At 74.4% G+C, this 12,476-nt stretch carries 11 protein-coding genes; 9 read left to right on the top strand and 2 right to left on the bottom strand.

Going from position 1 to position 12,476, the window contains the following annotated elements:
- Nucleotides 1-20 precede the first annotated feature (20 nt).
- A complete protein-coding gene (locus tag DEU31_RS06005; protein WP_010551323.1) occupies nt 21-461 on the top strand; it encodes a hypothetical protein in 441 nt (146 codons plus the stop codon).
- Nucleotides 462-521: 60 nt separating this feature from the next.
- Here DEU31_RS06005 and DEU31_RS06000 read toward each other — a convergent pair whose 3' ends face one another.
- The gene (locus DEU31_RS06000; protein WP_133676474.1) at nt 522-2,135 is read right to left on the bottom strand and encodes a hypothetical protein; all 1,614 of its coding nucleotides are present in this window, start codon (nt 2,133-2,135) and stop codon (nt 522-524) included.
- Nucleotides 2,136-2,447: 312 nt separating this feature from the next.
- On the opposite strand from DEU31_RS06000, the gene DEU31_RS05995 reads away from it, so the two are divergent.
- The 5 genes from DEU31_RS05995 to ftsY all read left to right on the top strand — a co-directional run bounded on the left by DEU31_RS05995 (nt 2,448) and on the right by ftsY (nt 6,617).
- Complete coding sequence (locus DEU31_RS05995) at nt 2,448-3,797, top strand: folylpolyglutamate synthase/dihydrofolate synthase family protein (RefSeq protein ID WP_166649420.1); 1,350 nt, start codon at nt 2,448-2,450, stop codon at nt 3,795-3,797.
- Nucleotides 3,798-3,802: 5 nt separating this feature from the next.
- Nucleotides 3,803-4,207 (top strand): DUF4233 domain-containing protein, encoded by a 405-nt coding sequence (locus tag DEU31_RS05990; protein WP_133676470.1) that lies wholly within the window; start codon nt 3,803-3,805, stop codon nt 4,205-4,207.
- A gap of 35 nt (nt 4,208-4,242) precedes the next feature.
- Nucleotides 4,243-4,668: a nucleoside-diphosphate kinase gene (gene ndk, locus DEU31_RS05985; protein WP_133676468.1), complete on the top strand. Its 426-nt coding sequence runs from the start codon at nt 4,243-4,245 to the stop codon at nt 4,666-4,668.
- 108 nt (nt 4,669-4,776) lie between these two features.
- Nucleotides 4,777-4,941 carry a hypothetical protein gene (locus DEU31_RS16750; RefSeq protein WP_159419648.1) on the top strand — a complete coding sequence of 55 codons (165 nt, stop codon included), beginning with the start codon at nt 4,777-4,779 and terminating at the stop codon, nt 4,939-4,941.
- Nucleotides 4,942-5,078: 137 nt separating this feature from the next.
- Complete coding sequence (gene ftsY, locus DEU31_RS05980; RefSeq protein WP_133676466.1) at nt 5,079-6,617, top strand: signal recognition particle-docking protein FtsY; 1,539 nt, start codon at nt 5,079-5,081, stop codon at nt 6,615-6,617.
- Nucleotides 6,618-6,685: 68 nt separating this feature from the next.
- Here the strand turns inward: ftsY and DEU31_RS05975 are convergent, their stop codons facing one another.
- Nucleotides 6,686-8,077, bottom strand: a complete 1,392-nt coding sequence (locus tag DEU31_RS05975; RefSeq protein WP_133676464.1) for an acetamidase/formamidase family protein — start codon at nt 8,075-8,077, stop codon at nt 6,686-6,688.
- Between the two features lie 287 nt (nt 8,078-8,364).
- On the opposite strand from DEU31_RS05975, the gene amt reads away from it, so the two are divergent.
- The 3 genes from amt to DEU31_RS05960 are packed head-to-tail and all read left to right on the top strand — an operon-like array spanning nt 8,365 to nt 12,471.
- On the top strand, nt 8,365-9,792 hold the full coding sequence (amt, locus tag DEU31_RS05970; RefSeq protein WP_133676462.1) for an ammonium transporter: 1,428 nt from the start codon (nt 8,365-8,367) through the stop codon (nt 9,790-9,792).
- Complete coding sequence (locus DEU31_RS05965; protein WP_010551331.1) at nt 9,789-10,127, top strand: P-II family nitrogen regulator; 339 nt, start codon at nt 9,789-9,791, stop codon at nt 10,125-10,127. The genes amt and DEU31_RS05965 overlap by 4 nt, the downstream gene beginning before the upstream one ends.
- Nucleotides 10,117-12,471 carry an HD domain-containing protein gene (locus DEU31_RS05960; RefSeq protein ID WP_133676460.1) on the top strand — a complete coding sequence of 785 codons (2,355 nt, stop codon included), beginning with the start codon at nt 10,117-10,119 and terminating at the stop codon, nt 12,469-12,471. The genes DEU31_RS05965 and DEU31_RS05960 overlap by 11 nt, the downstream gene beginning before the upstream one ends.
- Nucleotides 12,472-12,476 lie beyond the last annotated feature (5 nt).

Genomic DNA, 12,476 nt, shown 5'->3' with positions numbered 1-12,476 from the left:
GGACAGGGGAAGGGGAGGTCATGGCCGGCATCACGAGGCGACGCACCATGCTCCTGGCGGCGGGGACACTCGCTGTCGGCCCGCTCGCCGGCTGCGGCGGCAGCGGGCGGGTCCGTCGAGTCACCACGGCGGTGCTCGAGGTCGAGGGCGTGGCCGGGTGCGAGATCGAGAGCGGCATGAACGGCACCTTCCGTCGACTCCTGCACGGCCGGATCGATCTCGGGGCCGAGGAGCGCAGGGACGCGTTCACGATCTACGACGACGCGATGCGCGCGGTCGTCACGACCCTGCACGAGGGGGACGAGACCGAGGGGAACATCTCCGTCGGCGGGATCATGGGCTTGCTCGCCGGTGTCGAGGAGTTCACGGCCAGGGACCTCGAGCCGGACATGGCCGTCGAGGACTACCGACTGGAGCAGGTGGGCGCGAGCGCGCTCTACGCGAGATACGGGCTGACCTGAGCCGGGGCCCGAGGCGCCCGCCCGGGTCCTCCGCCCGCGGGACCCGGCCCTGCCTCGCGCTCACCGCAGGTCCTTCCGACCCACCACGACCACGACGTCCTCCACGACCGTGACCCCGTCGCCGACATAGGTCCCCTCCAGGTCCTCCTGCAGCGCGGCGAGCACAGGGTCGGTCCCGGACCCTGCCTGCAGGCTGCCGTGATAGCCGCCGGTCGGGTCCACGCCCTGCTCCGTGCGCAGCACCGACTCATGGGCGTTCTCGAGCGGGGAGGCCCCGCCGAGAGCGGGAGCCGGCGCCTCGAGCACCACCTCGCGGACAGCGGGGGAGGAGACGCGGCTGCCGTCGATCCGGTACCCGGCCAGGTCCAGCAGCGGCACCGGATCGGCGATCCGCAGCGGCGCCGGCCAGGTCGCGGGATGCCGCAGCAGCAGGGACGGCTCGAGCGCCGAGCTGTGCGAGACGTTGACCGTGCTGGTCGAGGCCTGCGCCGGCACCACCGTCCCCACCGGGGACCCGACCGAGAAGCTGTGGGTGATGTCGTAGCTGCCCGGTGCTCCGTCGGCCCGGTTGACGCCGGGGTCCGCCGCCAGATGCGCGGCTGTCAGCCCGCCCTGCGAATGGCCCACGACCATCACCCGCGCCCCGTCGGGGACCCCTGCCGCGGCCATCGCCGTGCGGATGTCGGCCATCGCCGCGGACTCCTGCCCGGCCATGGTCCGCAGGTTCGAGTCCCAGCCGGCGGAGTTCCCCTGCGGCCCCCAGGAGTCGGGATCCCAGATCGGCGCGCCCCCGGTCGGCGGGGCATGGACGATGTACGCCTCACCCCCGTCCCGGCTGCGCACGGTCTGGATCCGCACCCGCCCCGCCGCGGCACCGTCCCTGTCGGCGTCGCCGGGGACGCCTGCGAGCGGACGGCGGGCCTCGTCGTTCGCCGCGACGAGGTCGGCGAGGCCGCGCGGAGCCGTGCTCGAGGGGACCTCCACCACGGCGTGCACGGTGACGTCGGTGCGTGGGTCGAGGAGACCGGTATCGGTCACGGTCTCCACCGGTGCGAGCGCGATCGCGCCGCTGAGGAGGAGGGTGCTCGCGCCGAGCCGGGCGAGGGCGGGGGCGTCCCCGCCCGCCGCCCAGTCCTCGAACATCCCGCCGAGGTGTCCGAGCTCGTCCTGGACCCGGTCGATCCCGTCCGGGTCGCCGCCGAGCCCGACCACGACGCCCGTGAGCTCCGCGGTGCCGAGCGCGACCCCGGCGCCGAGGGCGTCGGAGACGAGGGCGGCGGATGCGGGAGCGCCGAGGAGGGGGAGGGACGCCGCGGCGGAGGGACCCGCGAGGAGACGTCCTCCTGCTCCGGCGGGGGCGAGCGCACGGCCCGAGGAGGCCACGCCGTGCCCGTCGGCCGCCGACGCGCGCTCCTGCGCCACGGCCTCGACGCGGAGCCGGCGGGCGAGGAGATCCAGGAGCTCGCCGGCCTCGCGCAGACGGCCCTGGGACAGCAGGGACCAGCGGAGCCGGAAGGCGTCGGCGTCCGGGCCGTGCCAGGTCGCGGCGCCGACGGCGTCGTCGACCCTCTCGCGCAGCCCCGCGAGCCGGTCGGCGGCCGCCTCCAGACTGTCGGCCTGCAGGCGGCATCGGTCCGTGTCCATGCCGAGCATCGCGTCGGCTCCGTCCCCCATGCCGTCCCTCCCGTCTCCTCGCCCAGCCGAGCCCGTGGATCGGCGTCCTCCGCCCCGACGGCGCCGGCGCTCGCGGTCAGGCTAGGGAGGCCGCGGTCGAGCACGAGCGGGGGAGAGCCGGGCTGTGGACGACCGCGACGTGGGGAGGAGCGGTCGCCCGGGCCCCGCTCGCCCGATCCCCGGCTGCCCGCGCCCGGGGTCGTCCGGTCTCCGGGTCCCAGGCGCCCCTCGTACACTGATCCGGCCCGTCCCGCCCCGCACCCAGGAGCCGCAGTGCCCAGTTCTCCCCGCCCGGGTTCCTCCCGTCCGGCGATGTCCCCCGAGCTGCGGGAGGTCTATGCCGCGCTCCTCGAGCGCGCCCCGGAGAACCGCATCGAGCCGGACCTCAGCCGGATCCGCCGGGTGATGGAGCTGATGGGCGACCCCCAGAACTCCTACCGCTCGATCCGCATCGCCGGCACCAACGGCAAGACCACCACCGCGCGGATCCTCGAGCGGATCCTGCGCGAGGCCGGGCTGCGTACGGGCCGCACCACGAGCCCCCACCTCCACTCGCCCACCGAGCGGATCGCGATCGACGGCGCACCCATCGACGAGGAGGGCTTCCTCCAGGCCTATCGCGACGTCGAGCCCTTCGCACAGATCGTCGACGCCGAGTCGCAGGCCGCCGGCGGCCCGCCGCTGACCTACTTCGAGTACCTCACCGCGATGGCCTTCCAGGCCTTCGCCTCCGCCCCCGTGGACGTCGCCGTGGTCGAGACCGGCCTCGGCGGCACCTGGGACGCGACCGGCGCGGTCGACCCCGACGTCGCCGTGATCACCCCGGTCTCCCTGGACCACCAGGAGTACCTCGGCGACACGATCGCCGAGATCGCGGGGGAGAAGGCCGGGATCCTCACCTCCGAGGCGATCGCGGTCCTCGCCGAGCAGCCCTACCAGGACGCCGCCGACGTGCTGCGCGAGCGCGTGGCGGAGCTCGGCGCGGAGGCCTCCGTCGAGGGGCAGCAGATCGGCGTGCTCGCCCGCACCCCGGGCGTCGGCGGGCAGATGCTCTCGCTGCAGGGGATCGCCGGCCGCTACGAGGGGGTTTTCCTCTCCCTCCTCGGCGAGCACCAGGCCCGCAACGCCCTGCTCGCCGTCGCCGCCGCAGAGGCGCTGCTGGGCGGCGGCACCTCCCCGCTGGACGGCGAGCTGCTGCAGGCGGCGCTGTCGAGCGTCACCTCCCCGGGGCGCGCCGAGGTGGTGCGCCAGGCGCCGACGGTGCTGCTGGACGCCGCGCACAACCCCGCCGGCGCCCTGACCCTCGTCCAGACCGTGCGCGAGAACTTCCGCTTCACCCGCACCATCGGCGTGGTCGGCATCCTCCAGGAGAAGGAGGCCGACGACATCCTCGAGGTGCTCGAGCCGCTGCTGGACGCCGTGGTCATCACCCGCTCCAGCTCCCCCCGCGCGATCCCCGCGGACCGCCTGGCCGACATCGCCCGCGAGATCTTCGAGGACGAGGACCGGGTGCTCGAGCAGGAGAGCCTGCCCGATGCGATCCAGATCGCGGTCGACCTCGCCGAGGCCGACGGCGACCAGTTCGGCGGCGTGGTCGTCGCCGGGTCCGTCACCCTCGCCGCCGAGGTCCGCGACCTGCTCGGCGTCCCCGAGGAGGTGTGAGAGAGATGGACCTCGACCTCACCCCCTCCACCCGCTCCCACGGCGCACAGCGGATGATCACCGCGACGGTGCTCGTGTGCGAGGCGCTCGTCGTCTTCTTCGCGGTGCTCGTCGCCCATCAGCTCGCCCCCGACGACCGGGCCCTGACCTGGACCTGGGGACTCGTCACCGCGATCGCCCTGCTGCTGAACGGGGGACTGCTCAGCCGCGGGGCCTGGGCGTACTGGCTGGCCCTCGCCCTCCAGATCCCGGCGATCCTGCTCGGCCTCCAGGTCTCTGCGATGTGGGTGATCGGCCTCGGCTTCGCCGCCATGCTCGCCTACGGCATCGTCAAGGGCCGCCAGCTGGACCGCGAGAAGGACGCCGTGGACGCGCGGCTGCTGGACTCCGACGGGACGGACGAGCGCTGACATGACCACGGCTGACCTGTGGGTACCCTGATCCCATGACCGCACAGCGCACTCTCGTCCTGCTCAAGCCCGACGCCGTCCAGCGCAGCCTGCGCGGCGAGATCCTCCGCCGCATCGAGGCGAAGGGCTACGACATCGTCGCCCTCGCCCAGCGCACCGCCACCGACGAGGAGCTCGCCGCCCACTACGCCGAGCACGAGGGCAAGCCCTTCTACCCCGGCCTCGTGGAGTACATGGGCGCCGCCCCGCTCGTCGCGCTCGTCGTCGAGGGCGTGAACGTCATCAAGGGCTTCCGCTCCCTCGCCGGCGCCACCAACCCCACCGAGGCCGCGCCCGGCACCATCCGCGGCGACCTCGCCTGCGAGCAGGACCTCCCCGTCATCCAGAACCTCGTCCACGGCTCCGACTCCGAGGAGTCCGCCGAGCGCGAGATCGGGATCTGGTTCCCGGGCCTCGGCTGAGCCCTGCGATCGGCGGGCCGTGCAGGCCCGTCGATCCCCGCGGTCCCCGGTGACGCGCCGTCCAGGACGCTCCCGGGGACCGCGCCGTCGTCGGTGCACAATATGGGCATGCAGCTGCCCTTCGTCGTCGTGCTCTTCCTGATCCTCGCCGTTGTCCTGGCCGTGGTGATCCTGGCAGTCGTCGCGATGCCCCATCTGCGCCTCCCGCGCGAGGACGAGGACGGCACGGCCGCGGAGCATCCGCGCCACACCTCCCGCACCGGTCGCGGCTGACCCCGCCCCGTCCGTCGGGCTCCGGCGATGCAGGTCGCGCCCGGATCCGGGACTCACGCAGGGACGGCCCGGCGACGGCCCTAGACTGGCAGCTGTCCTCGCCGCATCGCCGGCTTCCCCGACCTCGGAGGTGACCCGTGGATCCCGATGCCCTACTCGCCCTGATCGCCGGAGGCGGCGGTGGTGTCGTCGTGCTCGGCGTCGGTGCCTGGGCCTACATCCGCAGCCGCGGCCGCTCGTCCTCCTCGAAGGACCGCGACGAGCAGCGTGGCGGTGAGGACTCCTCGAGGAGCGAGCCCGGCTCCACCACCGGCACCGCGACCGCGGTCAAGGAGCGACCCGCCGCCCCGACCTGGGCCGACACCCTCTCCGCCCCGGCCCCGAAGACCGCCGAGCGGCCCGCCGCGGGCGAGCAGGCGCCGGACGGCGCCGCTCCCGCCGAGAAGACCGCCCCCGCCGCCGAGGACGTCCCCTTCGATCAGGAGGCGCCCGAGGCCCCCGCCGCGTCCGCACCCGCCGACGCCCCCGCCGGGACGGCACCGGCCGACACAGCCGGTCCCGGCACTGCGGAGCCCGGCACAGCGGAATCCGACACCTCCGGGACCGACGCCGCCGCTCCGACGGAGACCGCTCCAACGGAGACCGCACCGGCCGGGACCGCGCAGCCCGAGGCTCCCGCCGAGGACGCCACCACGACCGCCCCCGCCGGCCCCGTCATCGAGACCCCCGAGGCACCCGAGAGCCGCATGCTGCGCCTGCGCGAGCGGCTCTCCCGCTCCGGCGCCCTCGGCCGCGGCATCCTCACCCTCCTCACCCGCTCCACGGTCGACGAGGAGACCTGGGACGAGATCGAGGAGACGCTGCTGATGGCCGACCTCGGCCCGGCCGCGACCGACGAGATGCTCGAGAACCTCAAGCGACGCATCCAGGTGCTCGGCACCGACGACGTGGCCGCCGTGCGCGAGGTGCTGCGCGAGGAGCTCGTCGCGCTCGTGGACCCGGACCTGGACCGCCGCCTCGCCGCGACCCGCCGCACCGCCGAGGACGGCACCGAGGTCCCCTCCGTGCTGCTCATGGTCGGCGTCAACGGCACCGGCAAGACCACCACCGTCGGCAAGCTCGCCCGCGTGCTCGTCGCCGCGGACCGCACCGTCGTGCTCGGCGCGGCCGACACCTTCCGCGCCGCCGCCGCCGACCAGCTCGAGACCTGGGGCTCCCGGGTCGGCGTGGACACCGTCCGCGCCGACCGCGACGGCGCCGACCCCGCCGCCGTCGCCTTCGACGCCGTGAAGAAGGGCATCGAGCAGGAGGTCGACGTGGTCATCATCGACACCGCCGGCCGCCTGCAGAACAAGAAGGGCCTGATGGACGAGCTCGGCAAGGTGCGCCGGGTCGCCGAGAAGGGCCTGCACGGCGACGAGGTCGCCGAGGTGCTGCTCGTCATCGACGCCACCACCGGCCAGAACGGCATGCAGCAGGCGAGGGTGTTCTCCGAGGCCGTGAACATCACCGGCATCGTGCTCACCAAGCTCGACGGCACCGCCAAGGGCGGCATCGTCGTCAACGTCCAGCGCGAGCTCGGCGTGCCCGTGAAGATGGTCGGACTCGGCGAGGGCATGGACGACCTCACGCCCTTCGACCCGCACGGCTTCGTCGACGCGCTGCTGGAGGGCTGAGCGACCCGGCCCCGCAGCACCCCGACGGCCCGGGCGATCCCCAGCGATAGCCCGGGCCGTCCCGCGTCTCAGGCGAAGTGGCTCTTGGCGATGATCCCGTGCACCCCGACGGTGCGGTCCACGACCTGGGAGATCGTGAAGTCCGCGGCGGCGGAGAGATAGGCGTAGGCGATCGCGCGGTCCATGCCGAGCTCCTGCTCCAGGAACTCCAGCGCGTTGACGACGGCCGTGCGCAGCGCGACGTCGAGGTCGCTGCCCTGGCCGTCGACCGACCCGTCGGGATCGGACAGCCCGATCGGGATCCACGCGTCGGCGGTCTCCGCGAAGGGATAGCGGTGCGCGATCCGCGGCGCGTCCCCCTCGCCCTCCTTGCACACCGTCAGACGGAAGGTGCCGCGCAGCGAGCCCTCCATAGCGGTCAGCGCCACCTCCCCGTCGCCCATCGCATGGTGCGGGTCGCCGACGTAGAACAGGGCGCCGGGGGCGTGCACCGGCAGGTAGAACGTGGAGCCGGGGCCCAGCAGCCGGATGTCGATGTTGCCGCCCCCGAGGGTCGGCGGGATCGAGTTGGCGGAGGGGTCCGTGGGGGAGGAGGCCTCGGCGCGGGCGACGCCCATCATGCCCATGAAGGGCCTCAGCGGGAACCTGGCCGCCCCACCGTCGAAGGCCATCACGCCGTGGCCGTCCTCGATCGGGGTGAACACCGAGACGTTGCCCCAGGCCATGGGGTCGGCCGTACCCCGGCCGTCCGTCGACGCCGCCGGCATCACCTGCTCGAGGGACGCACCCTCCGGCGCGGCGCCGTCGGCGGTGAGCGCGAGCGCTCCCTTGCCGTGCCGGCTGGAGACCACGCCGTAGGGGACGCGGGGGACCGCCTCGAGGGTCTCGATCTTCAAGACGTCGCCGACCTCGGCGCCCTCGACGGCGATGGGCCCGGTGACCACGTGAGGGCCGTCGGCGGCGAAGTCGCGGGCGGTGCGGTCGTAGTCGGCGGCGATCGCGATCGCGTCCTCGAGCACCGAGCCGGCCTCCACGCCGTGCGCGCCGAAGAACTCCAGCGGGTCCCGGCCCTGGTCCTCGAGGATCCCCTCATGGGAGACCGCATCGATCGTCACGGTCTCGCCGGAGCCGACGGTCAGCACCGGATCGGAGTGGACGCTGGGCACATAGCCCCACATCACCTGGTCCGTCTCCGAACCGAGGTAGTGGTCGCCTGGGATTTCCCCTCTCCCCGGCTGCAGGATCTGCCCGGACCCGGAGGGCGGCGTCGGATCCCCGGTCGCGGGCTCCCCGGACGACGGGGCGCAGGCCGACATCAGCGCGCCGCCCGCCCCCAGGGCCGCGGCGACCTGCAGCATCTGCCGCCGGCCAACCCCGCGTCGGAGCGTGGCGGCGGCATGCCGCGCGAAGCGCTCCGAGGAGAGGTCGTCGGTCGGCAGCGGGGTCGTCGATGGGGTCACGGGCGGGATCGTCTCCTCGAGGTCGTCCGCCGAGGGGCGGAGCGGAGTGCTCCCGCGACACTGCGGAGGGCTCGGCGGATGCCGTCGGGCCGACGCTAGGCGGCGGGCCCGCCCTGCCGCCCGGTCCGTCCCGCGTCCCGGAATCCTCGGTCACGGAACGATCACGGCGGCCCTTCCGCCTAGGTGATCCCCGGCTGAGCCCGCACTCTGAGAGCACGGCCCGCCCGGCCGTACGGCAGGTCGGCACCTCGATCCCGGCCGCCGGCCCTCCTCTGACTGGAGCCGCCATGGACTTCACCCTCGACACGGGGGCGACCGCCTGGATCCTCACCAGCGCGGCGCTCGTGCTGCTGATGACCCCCGGCCTGTCCCTCTTCTACGGAGGCATGGTGCGTGCCCGCACCGTGCTGAACATGATGCTGATGTCCTTCAGCGCCATCGCCGTGGTCGCGATCGCCTGGACCGTCGCCGGATACTCGATCGCCTTCGGCACCGACGTCGGCGGCCTGTTCGGGAGTCCGCTGGAGTTCCTGGGCCTGGCCGGCACCGACGACCAGTCCCTCCTCGCCGAGAGCGGCGTGCCCTTCCTCGTCGCCGCAGGCTTCCAGATGACCTTCGCGATCATCTCCACCGCCCTGATCTCCGGCGCGATCGCCGACCGCGTCAAGCTCGGCACCTGGCTGGTCTTCGCCGCGCTGTGGGTGCTGATCGTGTACGCACCCCTGGCCCACATGGTCTGGGGCGGCGGCCTGCTCAGCGGCGACGGCCCCTTCGCCGCGATCGCCGAGCCGGTCGACTTCGCCGGCGGCACCGTGGTCCACATCAACGCCGGCGTCGCCGGTCTCGTTCTCGCCCTGGTTGTCGGAGCGCGCAAGGGCTTCGGCAAGGAGCCGATGAAGCCCCACAACCTGCCGCTGGTCATGCTCGGCGCGGCCCTGCTGTGGTTCGGCTGGTTCGGCTTCAACGGCGGCTCCGCCGGCACGGCCGACGGGACCGCGGGCCTGGCCTGGATCAACACCACGGTGGCCACGGCGGGTGCCATGCTCGGATGGGCCCTCGTGGAGCGGATCCGCGACAAGCACGTCACCTCGCTCGGCATGGCTTCGGGCGTCGTCGCCGGCCTGGTCGCGATCACCCCGGCCGCCGCCGCGCTCACGCCGCTCACCTCGATCGTGCTCGGTCTCGCGGCAGGTCTCGCCTGCGCCCTCGCCGTCGGCCTGAAGTACCGCTTCGGCATCGACGACTCGCTCGACGTGGTCGGCGTGCACCTGGTCGGCGGCCTCGTCGGCACCATCGGGATCGGCTTCCTCGCCGTGGACGGCGGTCTCCTCCTCGGCGGCGGCGCGAGCCTGCTGCTGGTCCAGACCCTCGTCGCGATCGTGGCCATGCTGATCTCCGCGGTGCTGACCCTCGCCATCGCCCTGGTCCTGAAGTACACGATGGGATGGAGGATCCCCGAGGCCGACGAGCGCGCCGGGATCGACATCACCCATCACGCCGAGGCCGGATATGATCTGGTCGGCGCCCTGGCCTCCCGCCGGGACCGCTCCTCGGTCGTCGGCACCGTCGGCTCCGCCGCCTTCCCGCCCGCGGACCCCGGCCCCGAACCCCGCAACCAGGCCCCCGGCGACCCCGTCGCGGACCCGGTCCCCGCCGCAGGCGGCCCCGCCGCCGAGCAGCCCGCCCGTCCCGCCGTCGCAGGAGAGCCCCGATGAAGCTGATCACCGCGATCATCCAGCCGCACGCCCTGCAGGACGTCACCGACTCCCTGCGCGAGTACGGGGTCACCGGCCTGACCGTCACCGAGGTCGCCGGGTACGGCCGCCAGGGCGGCCACACCGAGGTCTACCGCGGCGCGGAGTACACGATCGACACCATCCCCAAGATCAAGGTCGAGGTGCTGGCCCTGGAGAGCGACGAGTCCGCGATCATCGACCTGATCCTCGCCGCCTCCCGCAGCGGGAGGATCGGCGACGGGAAGATCTGGACCACCGACGTCGGCACCGCGGTGCGCGTGCGCACCGGGGAACGGGGGGCGGATGCCCTCTGAGGAGCTCTCCTCCCGCCGGATCACCCAGGTGCTCCACGAGGGCTTCGCGGACCCCTCCGCCGGTCCCTCCCGCAGGCTCGCCCAGTCCGATCTCGTCGACGACTGGCTGCGCACCCTGTGGGAGCGGGCCGGCGAGGCCGTGCCCCGGGACGGCGGCGCGGCGCTCGCCGCGATCGGCTCGCTGGGCCGGCGCTCCCTCGGCCCCGCGAGCGACCTCGACCTGGTGCTGCTCGTGGACCCCTCCCGGGTGGGCGCCGAGCAGGCCGCCGCGCTCGCGGGAGCGCTGTGGTACCCGATCTGGGACTCCGGCACCTCCCTGGACCACTCGGTGCGCAGCCCCGAGGAGTGCGAGCAGGTCGCCGCCGCCGACCTGCGCACGGCGATCGCGCTGCTGGACCTGCGGCACATCGCCGGGGACGCGCAGCTCGTCGAGGACACCGCCGCCCGGGTCCGCGCCCGATGGCGGCGCGAGGCGCGCCGACGGGTCGGGGAGGTGGTCGACCTCGCCGCCGACCGCGACCGGCGCTACGGCTCCCTCGCCCACGCCACCGAGCCGAACCTCAAGTCCGACCGCGGCGGACTGCGCGACATCACCGTCATCCGCGCGCTCGCCGAGAGCTGGCTCGCCGACCACGACCACGAGGTCGTCGACGCCGCCTCCCGCACCCTCCGCGACGCCCGCGACGCGCTCCAGGCCGTCACCGGCACCTCCGGCACCCGCCTGGGCCGCGCCGACCAGGACGCCGTCGCGGCGCTGACCGGGCATGCCACGCCCGATGATCACCATGCCGTCCTCGCCGAGGCCGCGCGCGCCGTGACCTGGGAGCTGCATCGCGCGGTACGTGCCGCCGAGGCCGCGATCGCGCCAGGCGGCAGCGCCACTCGCGGCGCGGGCACCGCCCGCAGGCCCGCCCTCGAGCGTCTCCCGCACGGCGTGATCGTCCAGGCCGGGGAGGTGTCCGTCGACCCGTCCTCGCGGGATCTGCTGCGGGACGTGGCCGCGGTGCGCCACGCCGCGACGACGGGGCTGCCGCTCGCCGAGGCGACCCTCGCCCGGATGGCGCAGGAGCCCGTGGCGCCCCTGCTGCCCGCCCAGCGCGACGTGCTCGTCGACGCGCTCGCCGGGGAGCACATCGCCGACGCCTACGAGGCCCTCGACGTCAAGGGCGTGTTCTCCCGCTGGGTGCCGGGCTGGTCGGAGATCCGCAACCGGCCCCAGCGCTCGGCCGTGCACCGCTTCACCGTGGACCGCCACCAGATCGAGACCGTGCTCGAGGCGCAGCGCTTCCTGTCCCGCGTCAGCCGACCCGACCTGCTCCTGGTCACCGCCCTGCTGCACGACCTCGGCAAGCGCCCCGGGGCGCGGGACCACGCCGCCGAGGGCGCGCCGCTCGCCGAGGCCGCGGCCCGGCACCTCGGCTTCGACAGGGCCGATTCCCGCACGATCGCGACCCTCGTGCGCGAGCACCTGACCTTGGTGGGCCTCGCCACCGGCCGCGACCTCGCCGACCCCACGACCCTGCGGGAGCTGCTGCGGGCGGTGGACGAGGACCTCGACACCCTCGAGCTGCTGCGGGCGCTGACCGAGGCCGACGCGATCGCCGCCGGTCCCTCGGCCTGGTCCACCTGGCGCGCCGACCTCGTCGACCACCTCACCGACCTCGGGCGCGACGCGCTGCGCGGCACCGAGACCGCGCCCCGCACCCGGCTGGCCCCGCAGCGCTCCGCCCAGGAGGCGGTGCTGGCCGCGGTGCGCCGCAGCGACAGCGCGCAGGTCATCTATCCCGCCCCGCTGGACGACGAGCCGATCTCGCAGCTCTGCCTCGGCGCCCCCGACGGCGCCGGGGTCTTCGCGGCGATGGCGCGGGTGCTGGTGCGGCTGCGCCTGGATGTGCACAGCGCCGTGGTCAGCACCCAGGACGGGATCGCCGTGAACACCTGGTGGGTCACCGGCACCCAGGCCGACCTCCCGCACCCCTCCGTGGTGCGTTCGGCCCTGGACCGGGAGCTGGCGCACCGGGACCGGGCCGACGCCCGGGTGCTCGAGCTCCCACCGGCCCCGCCGCTGCGGACCACCGAGGACGCCCCGGTGGTGACGCTCCTGCCCGGCGCCTCGCGCGAGGCGACCGTCGTGCAGGTCAACGCCCGCAACCGTCCCAGCCTCCTGGCCGACGTCGCCGAGACGATCACCGTCCACGGGCTGCAGGTGCGCAGCGCCCACGTGATGACCCTCGGCCGGCGCGCGGTGGACGTGCTGTACCTGACTGATCAGCACGGCCGCGCCCTGGACCCGCCGACCGTCGGCCGGATCGTCGCGGCCCTGATGGACGCCGCCTCGACCTGAGCCGG

The sequence above is a fragment of the Brachybacterium sp. AG952 genome, from assembly GCF_004362645.1.
Taxonomy (GTDB): Bacteria; Actinomycetota; Actinomycetes; order Actinomycetales; family Dermabacteraceae; genus Brachybacterium; species Brachybacterium conglomeratum.
Note: the sequence above shows the minus strand (reverse complement) of the source record. Positions and strands in the feature narration are given on the sequence as shown.

What these genes read in the sequence shown, in the direction of transcription:
- DEU31_RS06005 (WP_010551323.1), top strand. Translation starts at nt 21, where the DNA reads ATGGCCGGCATCACGAGGCGACGCACCATGCTCCTGGCGGCGGGGACA.
- DEU31_RS06000 (WP_133676474.1), bottom strand. Translation starts at nt 2,135, where the DNA reads ATGGGGGACGGAGCCGACGCGATGCTCGGCATGGACACGGACCGATGC.
- DEU31_RS05995 (WP_166649420.1), top strand. Translation starts at nt 2,448, where the DNA reads ATGTCCCCCGAGCTGCGGGAGGTCTATGCCGCGCTCCTCGAGCGCGCC.
- DEU31_RS05990 (WP_133676470.1), top strand. Translation starts at nt 3,803, where the DNA reads ATGGACCTCGACCTCACCCCCTCCACCCGCTCCCACGGCGCACAGCGG.
- ndk (WP_133676468.1), top strand. Translation starts at nt 4,243, where the DNA reads ATGACCGCACAGCGCACTCTCGTCCTGCTCAAGCCCGACGCCGTCCAG.
- DEU31_RS16750 (WP_159419648.1), top strand. Translation starts at nt 4,777, where the DNA reads ATGCAGCTGCCCTTCGTCGTCGTGCTCTTCCTGATCCTCGCCGTTGTC.
- amt (WP_133676462.1), top strand. Translation starts at nt 8,365, where the DNA reads ATGGACTTCACCCTCGACACGGGGGCGACCGCCTGGATCCTCACCAGC.
- DEU31_RS05965 (WP_010551331.1), top strand. Translation starts at nt 9,789, where the DNA reads ATGAAGCTGATCACCGCGATCATCCAGCCGCACGCCCTGCAGGACGTC.
- DEU31_RS05960 (WP_133676460.1), top strand. Translation starts at nt 10,117, where the DNA reads ATGCCCTCTGAGGAGCTCTCCTCCCGCCGGATCACCCAGGTGCTCCAC.